General features: G+C 69.8%; 13 protein-coding genes. 4 read left to right on the top strand and 9 right to left on the bottom strand.

Features of this window, described 5'->3' with window-relative positions:
* Positions 1 to 4: 4 nt before the first annotated feature.
* The gene (locus ACFSVL_RS21180) at positions 5 to 1,660 is read left to right on the top strand and encodes an amidohydrolase (protein ID WP_378306690.1); all 1,656 of its coding nucleotides are present in this window, start codon (positions 5 to 7) and stop codon (positions 1,658 to 1,660) included.
* 341 nt (positions 1,661 to 2,001) lie between these two features.
* On the opposite strand, the gene ACFSVL_RS21175 is transcribed toward ACFSVL_RS21180, so the two are convergent.
* Positions 2,002 to 3,453 carry a glutamate synthase subunit beta gene (locus ACFSVL_RS21175; RefSeq protein WP_378306688.1) on the bottom strand — a complete coding sequence of 484 codons (1,452 nt, stop codon included), beginning with the start codon at positions 3,451 to 3,453 and terminating at the stop codon, positions 2,002 to 2,004.
* Positions 3,446 to 8,014, bottom strand: a complete 4,569-nt coding sequence (gltB, locus tag ACFSVL_RS21170; protein ID WP_378306686.1) for a glutamate synthase large subunit — start codon at positions 8,012 to 8,014, stop codon at positions 3,446 to 3,448. The genes ACFSVL_RS21175 and gltB overlap by 8 nt, the downstream gene beginning before the upstream one ends.
* Before the next feature lie 524 nt (positions 8,015 to 8,538).
* On the opposite strand from gltB, the gene ACFSVL_RS21165 reads away from it, so the two are divergent.
* Entirely contained in the window at positions 8,539 to 9,165 is a 627-nt protein-coding gene (locus ACFSVL_RS21165; protein ID WP_378306684.1) for a YigZ family protein, read from the top strand.
* A 15-nt stretch (positions 9,166 to 9,180) separates the two neighbouring features.
* On the opposite strand, the gene ACFSVL_RS21160 is transcribed toward ACFSVL_RS21165, so the two are convergent.
* The 6 genes from ACFSVL_RS21160 to ACFSVL_RS21135 all read right to left on the bottom strand — a co-directional run bounded on the left by ACFSVL_RS21160 (position 9,181) and on the right by ACFSVL_RS21135 (position 15,731).
* Positions 9,181 to 9,435, bottom strand: coding sequence for a hypothetical protein (locus ACFSVL_RS21160; RefSeq protein WP_378306682.1), 255 nt, complete (start codon positions 9,433 to 9,435; stop codon positions 9,181 to 9,183).
* A 131-nt stretch (positions 9,436 to 9,566) separates the two neighbouring features.
* Positions 9,567 to 10,493, bottom strand: coding sequence for an aminoglycoside phosphotransferase family protein (locus ACFSVL_RS21155; RefSeq protein WP_378306680.1), 927 nt, complete (start codon positions 10,491 to 10,493; stop codon positions 9,567 to 9,569).
* Between the two features lie 416 nt (positions 10,494 to 10,909).
* The gene (locus ACFSVL_RS21150) at positions 10,910 to 11,476 is read right to left on the bottom strand and encodes a TetR family transcriptional regulator (RefSeq protein WP_378306678.1); all 567 of its coding nucleotides are present in this window, start codon (positions 11,474 to 11,476) and stop codon (positions 10,910 to 10,912) included.
* Between the two features lie 72 nt (positions 11,477 to 11,548).
* Complete coding sequence (locus ACFSVL_RS21145) at positions 11,549 to 12,751, bottom strand: cytochrome P450 (RefSeq protein WP_378306676.1); 1,203 nt, start codon at positions 12,749 to 12,751, stop codon at positions 11,549 to 11,551.
* A gap of 127 nt (positions 12,752 to 12,878) precedes the next feature.
* Entirely contained in the window at positions 12,879 to 14,297 is a 1,419-nt protein-coding gene (locus ACFSVL_RS21140) for an MFS transporter (RefSeq protein WP_378306674.1), read from the bottom strand.
* Entirely contained in the window at positions 14,298 to 15,731 is a 1,434-nt protein-coding gene (locus ACFSVL_RS21135) for an FAD-dependent monooxygenase (RefSeq protein WP_378306672.1), read from the bottom strand.
* Positions 15,732 to 15,794: 63 nt separating this feature from the next.
* Here ACFSVL_RS21135 and ACFSVL_RS21130 point away from each other — a divergent pair, with 63 nt between their 5' ends.
* Together ACFSVL_RS21130 and ACFSVL_RS21125 are read left to right on the top strand one after the other, a co-directional pair.
* On the top strand, positions 15,795 to 16,331 hold the full coding sequence (locus ACFSVL_RS21130; RefSeq protein WP_378306670.1) for a MarR family winged helix-turn-helix transcriptional regulator: 537 nt from the start codon (positions 15,795 to 15,797) through the stop codon (positions 16,329 to 16,331).
* Entirely contained in the window at positions 16,328 to 16,726 is a 399-nt protein-coding gene (locus tag ACFSVL_RS21125) for a hypothetical protein (RefSeq protein ID WP_378306669.1), read from the top strand. The genes ACFSVL_RS21130 and ACFSVL_RS21125 overlap by 4 nt, the downstream gene beginning before the upstream one ends.
* Positions 16,727 to 16,736: 10 nt before the next feature.
* Here the strand turns inward: ACFSVL_RS21125 and ACFSVL_RS21120 are convergent, their stop codons facing one another.
* Entirely contained in the window at positions 16,737 to 17,489 is a 753-nt protein-coding gene (locus ACFSVL_RS21120; protein ID WP_378306667.1) for a maleylpyruvate isomerase family mycothiol-dependent enzyme, read from the bottom strand.
* Between the last annotated feature and the right edge of the window lie 35 nt (positions 17,490 to 17,524).

Raw genomic sequence — 17,524 nt, 5'->3', positions numbered from 1 at the left:
TCAAGTGCGTCTCGACGCTTTATTCCACAATGGACGATTCACCACGCTGGACCGCGACCGTCCACACGCGACCGCGCTGGGTGTTATCGGCGGCCGGATCGTCGGCTTCGACGAGGACGTCCAGGGCCTCTCGGCGGACGTGGTGGTCGACCTTGGCGGTGCCCCGGTCGTCCCCGGCCTCAACGACGCGCACCACCACTTGAGCATGCGCGGCAAGCGGATCCGCGAGCTGGACGTCTCCGCCGAGGCCGCGCCGACGCTCGACGCGCTCTACCGCGCGGTCGAGGAGCGAGCCGCGAACCTGCCCGCCGACGCCTGGGTCACCGGCGCTGGCTACGACCAGAACAAGATCGGCGCGCACCCCACCGCGGAGGCCCTGCACCGAGCCGCCGGAGGACGTCCGGTCTGGCTTACGCACACGTCGCGGCACATGGCGGTCGCAAGCACCGAAGCCTTTGCCCTGGCCGGTTATCCGGACCGGCTGGGCGTGCCGGACGTCCCCGGCGGCACGGTGGTGCGCGATGAGAACGGCCGCGCCACCGGGCTGTTGCAGGAACGCGCGACCGTGCTTGTGGACCGCCTGCTGCGCCCCGAGGCGACTGAGGAAGTCATCGCCAACATCGCCGCCGGCGCGCACGCAGCGCTCGCTGACGGACTGACCAGCGTCACCGAACCCGGCATCGGCACCGTCGACGGCATCGGCCACGGCCGTGCGGACCTCGACTCCTTCCAACGCACCCGGGAACGCGGCCAGCTGGGCGTGCGGATGACGGTGATGCCCTACATCACCGCGCTGCGCGACTGCGGCCCGTTCGAACCGGGCGGCGACTGGTTCGGGCTCGATCTCGGCCTGCGCACCGGAATCGGCGACGACCGGCTGCGCATCGGCCCGGTCAAAATCCTCTCCGACGGCTCGCTGATCGGCCGGTCCGCCGCGATGTGCTGCGAGTACGAGGACACGCCCGGCAACCAGGGGTTGATGCTGTTCGAGCCGGACGAACTGCGTCGCTACATCCTGGAAGCGCACCGGTGTCACTGGCAGATCGCCACACACGCGATCGGCGACGCGGCCCTCGGTGCCGTGCTCGATGCGTACGAGGAGGCGCAGCAGAAGTACCCGCGCAAGGATGTCCGGCACCGCATCGAACACTGCGCGGTCGCCGACGACGCCGCGGTGGCCCGGATCGCCCAGCTCGGCGTGATTCCCGTGCCACAGGGGCGATTCCTGTCCGAGATCGGCGACGGGCTGCTCGCCGCGCTTGGCCCGGAGCGTAGTCGGCTGGCGTATCGGATGCGGAGTTTCCTCGACGCTGGAGTGGTTTTGCCGGGCAGCACGGATGCGCCGGTGGTCGCCGCGTCGCCGTTGCTGAGCATCCACGACATGGTCAACCGCCGTACCGCGTCGGGGCAGCCGATCGGGCTGGACGAGGCGGTGACTCCGGAGGAAGCGTTGCGCGCTTACACGGTTGGGTCGGCGTATGCGGTGCATGAGGAGACGGTTAAGGGCACGCTGAGCCGGGGGAAGCTGGCCGATTTCACGGTGTTGAGTGATGACTTGCTTACCGTTGCGCCGGAACGAATCGGGGAGATCAGCGTTGGCGCGACTGTGGTGGGTGGCGAGGTCGCCTACAACGACGGGGCCGCACTCGGAAGTCCGTGAAGGACTCCTTGAGGGAATCTAGGTCCGTGAAGGGGCCCTTCACGGACAGCGGAGGGCACTCCGCGACTGCTGGACCATCCATAAAGGACGCCAGATCCGCCGGATTGCCCGATTGATGCCCGTGTGGCCATATCCGAAAGTCCGTGAGGGGAACCCTGAGGGAATCAGCGTCTGTGAAGGTTCCCCTCACGGACCTGTCGCGGCCCGCGCAGTAAGAAGGGCGGGTGCGACGCCATTGTCGCACCCGCCCGGCAGCCGGGATCAGCGCGGCGGCAGTGACGCGCTGGTCCCGAAACTGAACGGAGCAGGCGCGGCGACGTTGACGCGCCTGCTCCGAGTCATCAGGAGATCGGCCGGTCCGTCGGCGCGATCGGGGCCGGGAGCACGCCCCGGCCGGTGAGGAAGGCGTCCACGCCGGCCGCGCACGAGCGGCCTTCCGCGATCGCCCACACGATCAGCGACTGCCCGCGGCCCATGTCGCCCGCCACGAACACATTGTCCACAGTGGTCTGGAAGTTCTTGTCGCGCACGACGTTGCCGCGCTGGTCCAGCTCCACGCCGAGGTCGGTCAGCAGGCCCTCGCGCTGCGGGCCGAGGAAGCCCATCGCCAGCAGCACCAGCTGCGCGGGCAGCTCGGTCTCGGTGCCTTCGACCGGCACGAACTTGCCGCCCTCGTTGCGCACCTCCACCAGCTTCAGCGCACGCACCCGACCGTCCTCATCGGACAGGAACTCCTGGGTGTTGACCGAGTACAGCCGCTCGCCGCCCTCCTCGTGCGCGGACGTGACCCGGTAGATCATCGGGTACGTCGGCCACGGGTGCGCCTCCGAACGCGACTCCGGCGGCTTCGGCATGATCTCCAGCTGGGTCACCGACTTCGCGCCCTGCCGGTGCGACGTGCCGACGCAGTCCGCGCCGGTGTCGCCGCCGCCGATGACCACGACGTCGAGGCCCTTGGCCGAATACGGGGACTCCTCCAGGTCGCCGGAAGCGACCCGGTTGGCCGGCGGCAGGAACTCCATCGCCTGGTAGATGCCCTCGGCCGACCGGCCCTCGATCGGCAGATCGCGCCACGCCGTCGCGCCGCCCGCCAGCACCACCGCGTCGTGGTCGGACTGCAGCTGCTCGACGGTGACGTCCACGCCGACGTTCACCGACGTCCGGAATTCCGTGCCCTCGGCGCGCATCTGGTCGAGTCGGCGGTCGAGGCGGAACTTCTCCATTTTGAACTCGGGGATGCCGTACCGCAGCAGCCCGCCGATCTTGTCCGCCCGCTCGTAGACCACGACGCTGTGGCCCGCGCGGGTCAGCTGCTGCGCGGCGGCCAGCCCGGACGGGCCGGACCCGACCACGGCGACCTTCTTGCCGGTCTTCGTGACCGGCACCTGCGGCGTGACCCAGCCCTCCTCGAAGGCCCGGTCGATGATCGAGATCTCGACCCGCTTGATGGACACCGGATCGTCGTTGATCCCGAGCACACAAGCGGTTTCGCACGGCGCCGGGCACAGCGTGCCGGTGAACTCCGGGAAGTTGTTCGTGGCGTGCAGCCGGTCTGCGGCCTGCTGCCAGTCCTCCCGCCACACCAGCGTGTTCCACTCCGGGATCAGGTTCCCGAGCGGACAGCCCTGGTGACAGAACGGGATCCCGCAGTCCATGCAGCGGCCGGCCTGCTTCTCCAGCTTGGTCGACGCGAAGTCCTCGTAGACCTCTCGCCAGTCCATCAGCCGCAGGTCCACCGGACGCCGCTTCGGTTCTTCGCGCGTGGTGGTCAGAAAGCCCTTGGGGTCAGCCATGTGCGGCCTCCATGATCGCCTCGTTCACGTCCCGGCCCTCGCGTTCGGCGGCCACCTGAGCGGCGAGCACGCGCTTGTAGTCCTTGGGCATGACCTTGCCGAACCGGTCGACCGCACTGTCCCAGTCCGCCAGCAATGCCCGCGCGACGGCGGATTCGGTTTCGTTGTAATGCTTTTCGATGGTTTCGCGGAGGAAGTCGACGTCCGCGGTGTCGAGCGGGTCGATGTCGACCATCTCCGGGTTGACCCGGTGCGCCGGCAGGTCCAGCACGTACGCGACGCCGCCGGACATGCCCGCCGCGAAGTTGCGGCCGACGTTGCCCAGCACGACCATCCGGCCGCCGGTCATGTACTCGCCGCCGTGGTCGCCCACGCCCTCGACGACCGCCAGCGCGCCGGAGTTGCGCACGCAGAACCGTTCGCCCACCTGGCCGCGGATGAAGATCTCGCCGCTCGTGGCCCCGTACGCGATGACGTTGCCCGCGATGATGTGGTTCTCCGCGACGATCGGCGATTCCTTCGGCGGCCGCACGACGATCCGCCCGCCGGACAGGCCCTTGCCGACATAGTCGTTGCCGTCGCCGTACAGCCGCAGCGTGATGCCCTTCGGCACGAACGCGCCGAACGACTGGCCCGCGGTGCCGGTGAAGGTGACGTCGATGGTGTCGTCGGGAAGCCCTTCGCCGCCCCACTTCTTCGTCAGCTCCGAGCCGAGCATGGTGCCGACGGTGCGGTTCACGTTGCGCACCGGCAGTTCCAGCCGCACCTTGTCGCCCGCCGCCAGCGCGCCCTCGGCGAGCTGGATCAGCGTGTTGTCCAGCGCCTTGTCCAGCCCGTGGTCCTGCTTGACGGTCTGGTGCCGCACCGCGCGCGGCGGCAGCTCGGGCACGTGGAAGATCGGCGACAGGTCGAGCCCGGCGGCCTTCCAGTGGTCCACCGCCTTGCGCTTGTCGAGCAGCTCGGCGTGGCCAACGGCCTCCTCGACGGACCGGAAACCCAGCTCCGCCAGGTATTCCCGGACCTCCTGCGCGATGAACTCGAAGAAGTTCACCACGTAGTCCGCCTTGCCGCTGAACTTCTCGCGCAGCTTCGGGTTCTGCGTCGCGACGCCGACCGGACAGGTGTCGAGGTGGCACACGCGCATCATGATGCAGCCCGACACCACCAGCGGCGCGGTCGCGAAGCCGAACTCCTCGGCGCCGAGCAGCATCGCGATCATGACGTCGCGGCCGGTCTTGAGCTGGCCGTCGGTCTGCACCACGATCCGGTCGCGCAGCCGGTTGGCCAGCAGCGTCTGCTGCGTTTCGGCCAGGCCAAGCTCCCACGGTCCGCCCGCGTGCTTGATCGAGGACAGCGGCGAGGCTCCGGTGCCGCCGTCGTGCCCGGAGATCAGCACGACGTCCGCGTGCGCCTTGGACACGCCCGCGGCGACCGTGCCGACGCCGACCTCGGACACCAGCTTCACGTGGATGCGCGCGTCCGGGTTGGCGTTCTTGAGGTCGTGGATCAGCTGCGCCAGGTCCTCAATGGAGTAAATATCGTGGTGCGGCGGCGGGGAAATCAGCCCGACGCCCGGCGTGGAGTGCCGCGTCTTCGCGATCCACGGGTACACCTTGCCGCCGGGCAGCTGCCCGCCCTCGCCGGGCTTCGCGCCCTGCGCCATCTTGATCTGGATGTCGTCGGAGTTCACCAGGTACTCGCTGGTGACGCCGAACCGGCCGCTCGCGACCTGCTTGACCGCGCTGCGGCGTTCCGGGTCGTACAGCCGCTCCGGGTCCTCGCCGCCCTCGCCGGTGTTCGACTTCCCGCCGAGGCGGTTCATCGCGATCGCCAGCGTCTGGTGCATTTCCATCGAGATCGAGCCGTACGAGATGGCCCCGGTGGCGAACCGCTTCACGATCTCCGAAACCGGTTCGACCTCCTCGATCGGCACCGGCGTGCGGTCGCCGTACTTGAAGTCGAACAGCCCGCGCAGCGTCAGCAGCTTCTCGGCCTGGTCGTTGACCGACTTCGTGTACTCCTTGAAGACGTCGTACTTCCCGGCGCGCGTGGAGTGCTGCAGCTTGAACACCGTCTGCGGGTTGAACAGATGCGGCTCGCCTTCGCGCCGCCACTGGTAGTCCGCGCCGGTCTCCAGCTCGCGGTGGCTCGCCCGGACGCCGTCGGCCGGGAACGCCCGCACGTGCCGCTGCGAAACCTCCTCGGCGAGGGTGTCGAAGCCGACGCCGCCGAGCCGCGAAGTGGTTCCGGTGAAACAGGTGTCGATCACTTCGGCGCCGAGGCCGACCGCCTCGAAGATCTGCGCGCCGGTGTACGAGGCCACCGTCGAAACGCCCATCTTCGACATGGTCTTGCGGACACCCTTGCCGAGCGCCTTGATCAGGTTCGTGGTGGCCTGCTTGGGAGTCACGCCCGGGATGAGACCCCGGTGCGCCATCTCCTCGACGGTCGCCATCGCCAGATACGGGTTCACCGCGGCCACGCCGTACCCGACCAGCAGCGCGATGTGGTGCACTTCGCGCGCGTCGCCTGCCTCCACGATGAGGCCGACCTGCGTGCGCGTCTTCTCCCGCACCAGGTGGTGGTGCACCGCGCCGGTGAGCAGCAGCGAGGGGATCGGCGCGTGGTCCGCGTCGACCCCGCGGTCGGACAGCACGATCAGCCGCGCGCCGTCCTCGATCGCCTCGGACACCTCGCTGCGGATCTCGTCGAGCCGCTGCAGCAGCGCCTCGCCGCCGCCGTGCACGTTGTACCGGCCCATGACGGTGACCGCCTGGAACTCCGGCAGGTCGCCGTCGTCGTTGACGTGCACCAGCTTCGCCAGCTGGTCGTTGTCCAGCACCGGGAACGGCAGCACGATCCGGCGGCACGACGACGCGTCCGCGGCCAGCAGGTTCGGCTCCGCGCCGATCTGCGTGCCCAGCGCGGTCACCAGCTCCTCGCGGATCGCGTCCAGCGGCGGGTTGGTCACCTGGGCGAAGAGCTGGATGAAGTAGTCGAACAACGGCCGCGAACGCGACGAGAGCGACGCGAGCGGCGAATCGTTGCCCATCGACCCGATCGGCTCCGCACCGGTGCGGGCCATCGGCTCGAGGATCGTCTCCAGCTCTTCCTCGGTGTAGCCGAACGCCTGCTGCCGCCGCACGAGCGCGGCGTGCAGCGGGACCTCGCGGTCGCGCTCGGGCAGTTCCTCCAGGCGGAGCAGCCCGGCGTCGACCCATTCGTCGTACGGGTGCTGCGAAGCCAGTTCGCCCTTGATCTCCTCGTCCTCGACGATCCGCCCGGCGACGGTGTCCACGAGGAACATCCGGCCCGGCTCCAGCCGTCCCTTGCGGACGATCTTCGCCTGGTCCAGCTCCAGCACGCCGACCTCGCTGGCGAGCACCACGAGCCCGTCGTCGGTCACCCAGTAGCGGCCGGGACGGAGGCCGTTGCGGTCCAGCACCGCGCCGATCTGCGCGCCGTCGGTGAAGGCCACCAGCGCCGGCCCGTCCCACGGCTCCATGAGCGTGGAGTGGAACTCGTAGAAGGCGCGGCGCGCGGGGTCCATTTCCTGATGGTTCTCCCACGCCTCCGGGATCATCATCAGCACCGAATGCGGCAGCGACCGGCCGCCCAGGTGCAGCAGCTCCAGCACCTCGTCGAAGGACGCCGAGTCGCTCGCGCCGCGCGTGATGACCGGGTAGATCCGCTTGAGGTCGCCCGGGACCAGATCGGTCTCCAGCAGCGCCTCGCGGGCGTCCATCCAGTTGCGGTTGCCCTTGAGCGTGTTGATCTCGCCGTTGTGCGCCACGTAGCGGTACGGGTGCGCGAGCGGCCACGACGGGAAAGTGTTGGTGGAGAAGCGGGAGTGCACCAGGCCGATGGCGCTCGTCACACGCTCGTCGGTGAGGTCGAGGAAGAACCTCTCGACCTGCGGCTCGGTCAGCATTCCCTTGTAGACGATCGTGCGCGAGGAGAGCGACGGGAAGTACACGTCGTCCTCGACCAGTTCGTGCTCGACGCGCTTGCGCACGCAGAAGGCGGCGCGCTCGAGCGCGAGGCCGTCGAGATCGTTTTTGTGCCCGGCCAGGAAAAGCTGGGTGAAATGCGGCATGGTCTGCGCGGCGGTCGGACCGCAGTGCGCGGTGTCGACCGGCAGCTCGCGCCAGCCCACCACGCGCATGTCCTCCTCGGCGGCGATCCGCTCGATGGTGGTCATGGCGCGGCCGCGGCGTTTGTCGTCCTGCGGAAGGAACGCGGTGCCGACGGCGTAACTGCCAACCGGTGGCAGTTCGAACCCGGCGACCTCGCGGTAGAAGGCGTCCGGAACCTGGATGAGCAGGCCCGCGCCGTCCCCGGTGTCCGGTTCCGCCCCGCGTGCCCCCCGATGTTCCAGATTCTTCAGCGCGACAAGGGCTTTCGCCACGATCTGATGGTCTCGGCGACCGGTCAGGTCCGCGACGAACGCCACCCCGCAGGCATCGTGCTCGTAGGCGGGGTCGTAGAGGCCGTCAGTGGCCGGGGTGCTCGAACGGTGGGTCACGGCTGGCCGCCTCCCAAGGCGTTGGCGCGGTTTCATTGCTCCGAAGAGGGGTTCAGCACTGAACCGGTTAACGAAGTGGTCCGAAACCGCGATGGTCAGTCGAGAAGGGAAACCATCCGGTGCCTTCGCACTCGCGAGGCGCGGCACTGCGTCGCGATGCGTGGCTGACCGCGGCCGGTCACGGACCGGTCCGGGTGCCGGATGGTTTGTCACCGCACGGCGATGGGCGGCGGAAAAACGTTCTGCACGTCGCTGTACAGGCGCACGCGCCGGTGTCGGTAGGCCTGTGTGGTGGGGGCCTGCCGGGCGCGTGGTGGTGACTCCCGGGTTCGCCGGGTCTTATGACGATAGTGTGAATTCGCTGTGATCGACATACGTCATCGCGCTCTCGTGGGAAAGACCACGCATACGTTGACGCCCTCCGGGGTACTCCCATATGTCGGGCCGTCTCTCCCGGCACGCGGTCAGCCAGCGCGCTGACCTGCATAAACCTGCCCGCCTGCCCGGTGTCAACCCCGCCGTGGCTCCTGGTTGACTGGGGGTCATGAGGGGGAACGCCGATGACTGATCGTTATCTGTCCGTGGCGGGATCCGGGCTGCACGAGATCGAAATACGGCGTTCACGGTTCCTGTGCGCGCTCGCTCCGGCGGCCGACGAGGCCGCCGCGCGGGAGGTCATCGCGGGGCGGCGGCGCGCCGAGCCCTCGGCCCGGCACCACTGTCACGCGTTCGTGCTCGGCCCGGACGGCCGCACTCAGCGCTCCAGCGACGACGGCGAGCCCGCCGGGACGGCCGGAGTGCCGATGCTGGAGGTGCTGCGCCGCCGCGAGGTCACCGACACGGTCGCGGTGGTGTCGCGGCATTTCGGCGGCGTGCTGCTCGGCGCGGGCGGGCTGATCCGCGCGTACGGGCAGGCGGTGTCGGACGCGCTCGACGCGGTAGGCCTGGTGGAGTACCGGCGGCTGCGGCTGTTCGACGTAACGATGGACTACACGCGAGCCGGCCGCTTCGAGAACGATCTCCGCGCCTCGCCGTACGTGCTGCACGAGACGCGTTTCGAGGCGGCGGCGCACTTCGAAGTCGGGCTGACGCCCGGCGAGGAGGAACGATTCAGCGGCTGGCTGGCCGACCTCACCGGAGGCGAGGCCGTCGCGGTCGAGCTGGGGGAGGAGTGGGTGCGCGGGTAGCCGCGCCCCCGAAGATCAAGCTGCCACGGGCTTTCCGTCCAACGCGCGCGCCCCGGCCTCGGTGAGCACCGCGCGTACCCGTTCCCCGCACTCTCCGTCCTCGGCGCGGGCGATCAGCCCCTTGCGGACGAGGTCGCGGACGGTGCCCTGGTCGCAGCAGCTCAGCCCGTCGACGAACAAGTCCGGTTCGCAGCTGCAGCTGATTTCCGCGTGCCCTTCGGCGACGGCACGCAGGGTGGCCCGCTCCCGATGGTTCAGCTCGGCAGTCACGGCGGTCCCTCCTTCTGTCCCGGCCCCTGAGTACCCCGGGAACGGTTCCAGTGTCCGTCGCGATTGCCGGGTTGTCGCGTATTTCACTCCTTTTTACGGGGGTATGTCGCGGGGTAATCTCGGGGTACCCCTCATACGCCCCACCATGCCTGCGCCAGCGATACGAAAGTAGGTTCCGGCGGTGCCGGGAGCACGTCGAGGTACCAGCGGAAGTTGCTGTAGACGTGGAGAAGCGCGTACGCGAGGCAACGGCGGGAGAAGTCCGGGCCGAGGTCGGCGGGGCGGTAACCGTAAGCGAGCAGAAGCCGCCGGAAAACTGTCGCGTCGCCGCCGGAAACGAACAGGCCGGCCGCGGCGAACTCGTATTCCGGCGCGCCGCGCATCGCCGGTTCGAAATCGAACAGCCCGGTCAGCCGCCAGTTGTCCCCGTCCCGGGCGACCATCAGGTGGTCACGCATGACTTCGGTGTGCAACGGCGCGGTTTCCGGCGTGCCAAGGTCGACCGTGCGCAGGAACTCGGGGAGCTGGGCGAGCCAGTGTTCGTCCAAAGTGGTCTTGCGGTGGTGCTCGACCAGCTTTTCGCGTTGCCCGGCAAGGAACGCGGCCCAGTCCGGCGGGCCGAGCACGGACAGCGCCGGGTCGCGCACGGAGTGCAAAGTGGACAGCGCCTCGCCGATCTCCGGGGCGAGCGCGAGCCGGTCCGCTGTGGACAGTTCCGGCCAGACCTGCTTGAGCGTGCGCCCGGGCAGCCGTTCCATCACGACGTAACCCCAGCCGTCGCGCGTTCCGGCATGCACGACGCCCGGCGTGGGGATGGGGAGCTTGCCGTGCAGGACCTCCAGCATCGTGCGTTCGGTGGCCAGCTCGTCGAGGTAGAGCGGCGGATAGAGCTTCAGGACGAGCTGCTCGCCGACGGCGTACACCGGCAGCGAACCGTCGGCGAACGGCACTGGTTCGCCGGGCTCGCCGAGGGTGCGGAGGAGGTCGCGTGCGGCGGGGAGGAGGCCCTCGCGGGTCAGCTCGTCGAACTCGGCCGCGGTGGCGGCGGGCGGGAACATGCGGTGACCGTATCCGCTGCCACCGGTCCGTGAGGGGAACCCTCACGGACTCAGAGTCCCTGAGGGTTCCCCTCACGACCCTCCGCCGCCCATGGCCAGGGCTAAGGCAGCACCGCGGGTGTGGTTGAGGTGCTTCTGCCCAGACCGAGAGGCCTGACGGTGCCGAGTTCGGCTGTTGCCGGGGCCGGGTTTGTCGTCCGTGAGGGGCACCCTGAGGGAATCAGAGTCCCTGAGGGTTCCCCTCACGGACCTCCGGAGACGGTCACGGGAGAACAAATAGGGCATTTCGACGAAGGTGGCGTCCTTTGTGGATGGTTGGCAAGTGTGCGGCCGTGCAGATTAAGTTCCTGGCTAGGTACGCAGAGTCCGTGAAGGTTCCCCTCACGGACTTCAGGCAGGTCAGCGAGGGCGGTGGATTACCGGCTGCGTTCGAGCAAGGTGCGCACCGCCGGCCCGATGAGCCGTTCGATCTCGTCCGCGGGCGCGGTGGCCAGCGGTTCCTTGCGCGTGATCGAGCGGACCAGCCCGATGCCGAGCAGCCAGGCCATCGCGAGGTCGGCGCGGAGTTCGGCGTCCGGCGCGTCGGTGAGCCCGGACAGCGCGCGGGTGTACTCGGCGTCGAGTTGCGCGCGGAGGGCTTCGTCGGCGCGGTTGGTGCCGGACGACCGCAGGTAGGTCTCGATGGAGCGGGACGCCGCGTCGTCGCGTTCGAGCAGGCTGCGCAGGGCCGCGGAGAACAGCCGTTCGGGTGGCGTCGTTTCGACCTGGGCCAGGCCGCCGCGCGCCATCACGTGCTCGAACAGCGCGTCTTTGCTGCCGAAGTACCGGAACAGCAGCGCCTGGTTGACACCCGCGCGGTTGGCGATGTCACGGACCGTGGTCCGGTCGAAGCCGCGTTCGGCGAACAGGTCGGCCGCGGCGTCCAGCAACGCGGCCTTGGTGGCCGTGGCGTCGCGTTTGCGCGAAGGCTGGTCCGCGGCCATCCCGTTTCCCCCTGGTGTGCGCTGGTGTGCGCGACGAGGTTAACCCGGCGGGCCGCGTTGCGGCCGGGCGAACTACGCGGACCAGGCCACCGGCAGCTCCTCGACGCCGTAGACGAGCGTGTTGTGCTTGTACGCCAAAGATTCCTTCGGCACCGCCAGCCGCAGGTCCGGCACGCGGCGGAACAACGCGGTCAACGCCTCCTGCATCTCGACCCTGGCGAGCTGCTGGCCGACACACTGGTGCGCGCCGAACCCGAAGGCGACGTGCGTCCGGGGCGATTCGCGGGTGAAGTCCAGCTGATCGGCGTGCGGGTAGCGGTCCTCGTCGTGGTTGGCCGAGTTCAGCGCGGCGATCAGCCAGTCACCCGCGGCCACCGTCTGGTCGCCGACCTTGACCTCTTCGGTGGCGTAACGCAGTACGCCGAACTGCACGACCGACAGGTACCGCAGCAGTTCCTCGACCGCGCGCGGCGGGTCGGCGAGGGCTTGCGCGCGCTGTTCCGGGCGCTCCAGCAGCAGAAGCGTGCTGAGCGCGATCATGTTGGCGGTGGTCTCGTGCCCGGCGACCAGGAGGCTGAGCCCGAGCATGATCAGCTCGTCCAGGTCGAGCGGCTCCCCGGAGGCCTCGGCCCGGACGATGAGCTTGCTGAACAGGTCGTCTTGCGGGTCCTGCTGCTTGCCGGCGAAGAGTTTGCCCAGGTAGCCAGCCAGTTCGCGGTAGGCCTGGTCGGTGGTGCCCGTCTCCTGGTCGGTGCTGACCAGCAGGCTGCTCTGGCTCTGGAACCGCTGGCGATCGGCGTACGGGACGCCCAGCAGCTCGCAGATCGTCAGCGACGGGATCGGCAGCGCGAAGTCCTGCACCAGGTCGGCCTGGCCGGGCTTGGCGAGCATCGCGTCCAGGTGGCTCTCGACCTGCTCGCGGACGTATTCGCGCAGCCGCTCCACCCGCCGGACGGTGAACTCGGCGACGACCATCTTGCGCAGCCGGGAATGCTCCGCCCCGTCGAGCTGGATGATCGAACCGGGGTCGACGTCGTCGTACGGGTCCAGATCGGGTTTGACGTGCACCGACGAGGCGCCGCGCGAGCTGAGCGCCGGGTCGGCGAGCACGGCGCGGACGTCGTCGTAGCGGGTGACCAGCCAGGTGTCGAACCCGGCCGGGCAGCGGATCCGCGACACCGGCGCGGTCTCCCGCAGTTCGGCGTACCCGGCGGGCGGGTCGAACGGGCAGCCAGCGGTGCGTTCAGTCGGGAGAGCCGGGGTCTTGTGCGGCATGCGGATGGCGCCTTTCCTCCGACGGTGCGGGCATCTTCCACTCTGGAGACGTCCGCCCCGTCGCGCCGCGATCGCCCTGGATAGACGACGTAAGGACCACAGCTCTGCCCGATTCACCCCGTCCCGGTTAGACCGGTTCGGCGATCGGCTCGTCGGCGAAACGGCGGGCGACCCGTTCGGCTCCGGCGCGCGCCCACGCGGTGGTGGCGAGGACGGCGAGCGCGACGATGAGCACGGAGCCGCCCGCGACGGTCCACCAGGCGGTGGCGTAGCCGGTCAGCGGGGTGACCGCGGCGGCGAGGATGGTGCCCGCGACCGCGACGCCGAGGGTCTGCCCGACCTGCCGCGAAGTGGACGCGACTGCCGCCGCGACCCCGGCCTGCGAGCGCGGCATGCCGCTCACCGCGGCATTGGTGATCGGCGGGTTCAGCAGCCCGAACCCCATGCCGAACACGCCGTACGCGATCGCGAGCACCCACAGCGGCGTGTCGGCGGACGCGGTGGCGAGCACGACGGCGACGGCGGTCATCGAGATCCCGGCGGTCAGCATCGGGATCCGCGCGCCGCGAGTGGCGATCAGCCGGCCGGCCACCATCGCGGCGGCGGTCGCGGCAGCGGCGGTCGGCAGCAGCATCAGGCCGGACTGCAGCGCCGACAGCCCGCGCACGTCCTGCAGGTACAGCGGGGAGAGGAACAGGAAGGTGCCGAACGCGGCGAGCCCGAACACCGCACTGAGGGTCGCCGACGAGAACGGCACGCTCCGGAAGAACCGCAGTTCGACCAGCGGTTCCCGGCGGCGGGTTTCCCAGCGGATCAGTACGAGCAAGGCCAGCGTGCCGAGTCCGGCGAGGCTGAGGATCGCTGGCGAATCCCAGCCGAGCCGCTGGCCCTCGATCGCCGCGGTCACCACCGAACCGAGCAGCACCACGACCAGCACCTGCCCCACCGGGTCCGGCCGGCGGGGCCGCGGCGCGCGGGATTCCGGCACGTAGCGGGCGGTCAGCACGAGCGCGGCGATGACCACCGGAACGTTGACCCAGAAGATCGCCCGCCAGCCGATGCTCTCGGTGAGCGCGCCGCCGAGCACCGGGCCGACGCCCAGCGAGATCCCGACGATCGACCCCCAGACGCCGATCGCCCGCGCCCGCTCGCCGGGGTCGGCGAAGACGTTCGTGATGATCGACATCGCGACCGGGTTCAGCATCGCGCCGCCGAGCGCCTGCACGATCCGGGCGGCCACCAGCCAGCCGATCGACGGGGCGAGGCTGCACAGCAGCGAGCCGAGTCCGAACAGGACTAATCCGGCCATGAAGGTTCGCTTGCGCCCCAACCGGTCTCCGGTGGCCCCGCCGAGCATCAGGAAGCAGGCGATGACGAGCGTGTAGGCGTCGATCGTCCATTGCAGACCGTTGATCGAGGCGCCGAGATCGGTGCGGATGACCGGGAGTGCGACGTTGACGATGGTGTTGTCCATCGCGACGACGAGGATGCTGGAGCACAGGATCGCCAGAATCCCGAAGCGCCCGCGTGCGGTGTCGGCACCCATTCAGTGCTCCATCCAGTCGTTGGTGATCTTCTCGTCCGGCACCCACACTTCGGCGGCGTAACCGTCCGGGCGGACGAGGACGGCGGCTAAGCCGTGCCAGTCCCGGGTAGAGCGCACGGCGGCCTCCGGGACGGTGGTGCTGCCGAAGGCGACCAGCGTGAGACGGTCCGGTCGCAGCGCACGGTGGAGCGTGCGACCGTCGGTCAGCGGAAGGTTGGGCACGCGACGGCCGGCGAGACTGCCGTCCTCGGCATAGGAAACGTCCAGTCCGGACAGCCAGCCGCGAAGCTCGTCCGCGGTGTCGCCGTCGCGGCCGATGAGGTCGGACATCAAGTCCCGCAACGCTTTCCCGCCCGGCGTGAAAGTGACCATGAGCGCGGCCTGTGCGAGGGTGTTCGCCGCGAGCCGGGCCGCGATGGGGCGGCGTTCGGCGTCGTAGGACTGCGGGCCGTCGATGATCCGGCGCGGCGCGCGGCCGTGCACCTCCGCGGCGAGCTTCCACGCGAGGTTCGCCGCGTCCTGCACGCCGACGTTGAGGCCCTGGCCGCCCGCCGGAAGGTGGACGTGCGCGGCGTCGCCGGCGAGGAACACCCGGCCGGTGCGGTACTGCTCGGCGTGCCGCGTGGTGTCGCCGGTCCGGGACGCCCAGAGCACCTCGGTGATGCCGAGATCGTCGTCCGCGAGACGTTTGAGGGTTTCGCGCAGTTCGGCTTCGTCGGGGATCTGGGCCTGGCGTCGGGCGGCTTCCTCCGGGGTGAGGCCGGTGTCGCCGGGCTCGTGGCCGAACACGCGGTAAATGCCGCCGGGCAGCGGAAGCGCGCTGTACGAGCCGCGCTGGTAGTCCCAGTTGTGCGGCTGCGCGGGCGGGCGCTCCAGGCGGACGTCGGCGAGGAAACCCATGGTGGACGCGGGATTTCCGGGGAAGGCGACGCCGAGCGCGTGCCGGGTCGCGCTGTGCGCGCCGTCCGCGCCCACGACGTAGCGGGCCCGCCGGGTGTCGCCGGTTTCCGAGACGATGGTGACGCCTTGCTCGTCTTGGGTCAGGTCAGCGAGTTTCCACCCGTGCTCGATCCCGACGCCCTGTTCGGCGAGATGCCCGGCGAGCAGCCGCTCGGTGTCCGGCTGCGGGAGCAGGAGGACGAACGGGAACGACGTGTCGAGCCCGGCGTAGCTCAGCCGGTTCGGCAGGGCGGCGAAATGGGTGGCGGGCACCGGGTTTCCCTCGGCGACCATGCGCGCGGCCAGCGACCCTCGTTCGTCCGGCAGCGAGTCGAAGATTTCCAGGGTGCGCGGGTGGATCGTGGTCGCCCTCGATTGCCACACGCGGTCCGGATTCGCCTCGAACACCCGGACCGCGACCCCCGCCCGGTGCAGGAACGCTGCCGCCGCCATGCCGACGGGCCCGGCGCCGATCACTGCGACCTCGATCTCCATGGTTCCCCTCCGTTGCTCGCCTCGCGAACTCTCTTGACGTCAAGGTATTATCTCACTGTCTTGATGTCGAGAGAAAGGGCCGTGCCGGTGAACGCATCGCCGAGGGACGCGGTCGACGACCTGGTCGACGCCGTCCGGCGCGGGGGCGGCGACGAGAGCGTGCTGGGCGCGAAATCGCTGTCCTACCGGCTGCGCCGGGTCGCGCACCAGCTGGAACTCGCGATGCGCCGCGAACTGTCCGCGCACGGGATCGAGCTGTGGGAGCTGGAAATGCTCGCCGCGCTCAAGCGCGCGCCCGGGCACCGGCTCACGCCGGGGCAGGTGATGGCCGCGGTCGAGCTGACCTCGGGTTCGGTCACGCACCGGATCACCCGGCTCGAATCGCGCGGCTGGGTCCGCCGCGACAAGGACCCCGGCGACCGGCGCTCGGTGTTCGTGTCGCTCACCGAGGAGGGCAAACGGCAGGCGCTCGCGTCGTTCGAGCTCAAGACCGAGATCGAACGCGAGATCGCGAACGTTCTCGACCAGGAAACCATCGACGTGGTGAACGACGCGCTGCGGCGGGTTTCGCATCACCTCAAGGGGAAGGAGTCTTCATGAAACGGGAAGTCCTTGGCACGGCGGCGATGCTCGCGGGCGTGGCCGCCGCGGTGCCGTCGGTGTGGCAGACAGTCACGCACATCACGGATCCGAGCTACCGCGCACCGGAGGTCCGCCACGGCGAAGGCCACGTGCAGTACCACATGGCGCGCGAAGCGTTGATCACCGCGGGCGCGTTCGGTGCGGTAGGCAGCGGACTGGCGGCCGGATCGCGCCGGTCGCCGGCGTTGTGGCGGGCAATGGCTTGTGCCGCAGGCGGTTTCGTGGCGGCGATGTGGTCGGGCGGCCCGACGACCGGGGTGTGGGCGCCGAACCGGAAAGCGCTGGCGATCCACGTGGCGTCGACAAGCGCGTTGACGGTGGGCGTCGCGTTGCTGCGGCCCAAGCGCCGTTAGCCGTCAGCCGTCAGAGGAAGACCCGGGCGTTCTGCAGCCACGTCTTCGCGTCCTCGCCGACCGCGGCCAGCGCGGTTTCGGACAGGGCGCGGCGCTGAGTGGCGCGCAGGCAGAAATCCCTTGCGCTGCCCCGGATCCGCTGCGCGGCGTCCTCCGGGCCCCAGGTCCAGACGGTGCCGTCCGGGCCGGTCAGCTCGACCCGGATCGGCTCGGTCGGCAGCGGGCGCTGGGCGGCGTAGAACGAGAGCCCGCACGCGGCCACGCCCAGCGCGGCGATGTGCTTGAGCCGGTCCGTCGGGCGGTGCTCGATTCGGACGGTGTCGTAGATGTCCTGCCCGTGCGCCCACGTTTCCAGCAGCCGAAGCGGAACCAGGAGCGTCGCGGTGGCCTCCGAGCCATACCACGGGAACGCCTGGTCCAGCGGGATTTCGCCGAGCGCCGCCGCCACCTCGGCACGTCCGGCGCGCCACTGGTCCAGCAGTTCTTTTCGCGGCCGCGCGGCCCCTTCTGCCGCTACGTCGTCGGCGTTCTCGTCGAGAACCGCGGCGAACTTCTCCGGGTCCCGGATGGCGAGGAGCACGTTCGCGTCGGCCGCCGCGAGATGTGCGATCTGGTGGCCGATCGTCCAGCCCTTCGCCGGGGTGGGTCTCGACCAGTCGGGTTCCGCGGCCGCGACCGCGTCGAGGTCGTCGCCTTCGGCGAGCAAGTCCGGCAAGGCGACTTCGCGGGCTATTTCGGACAAATCCAGGCCGTAATCAAGCATGCGACCACGCTATCGGCAACGCGGCCGTCGCTGGG

Source organism: Amycolatopsis silviterrae (assembly GCF_042684085.1).
Lineage (GTDB): Bacteria > Actinomycetota > Actinomycetes > Mycobacteriales > Pseudonocardiaceae > Amycolatopsis > Amycolatopsis silviterrae.
This window is presented reverse-complemented; position numbering and strand designations above follow the sequence as displayed.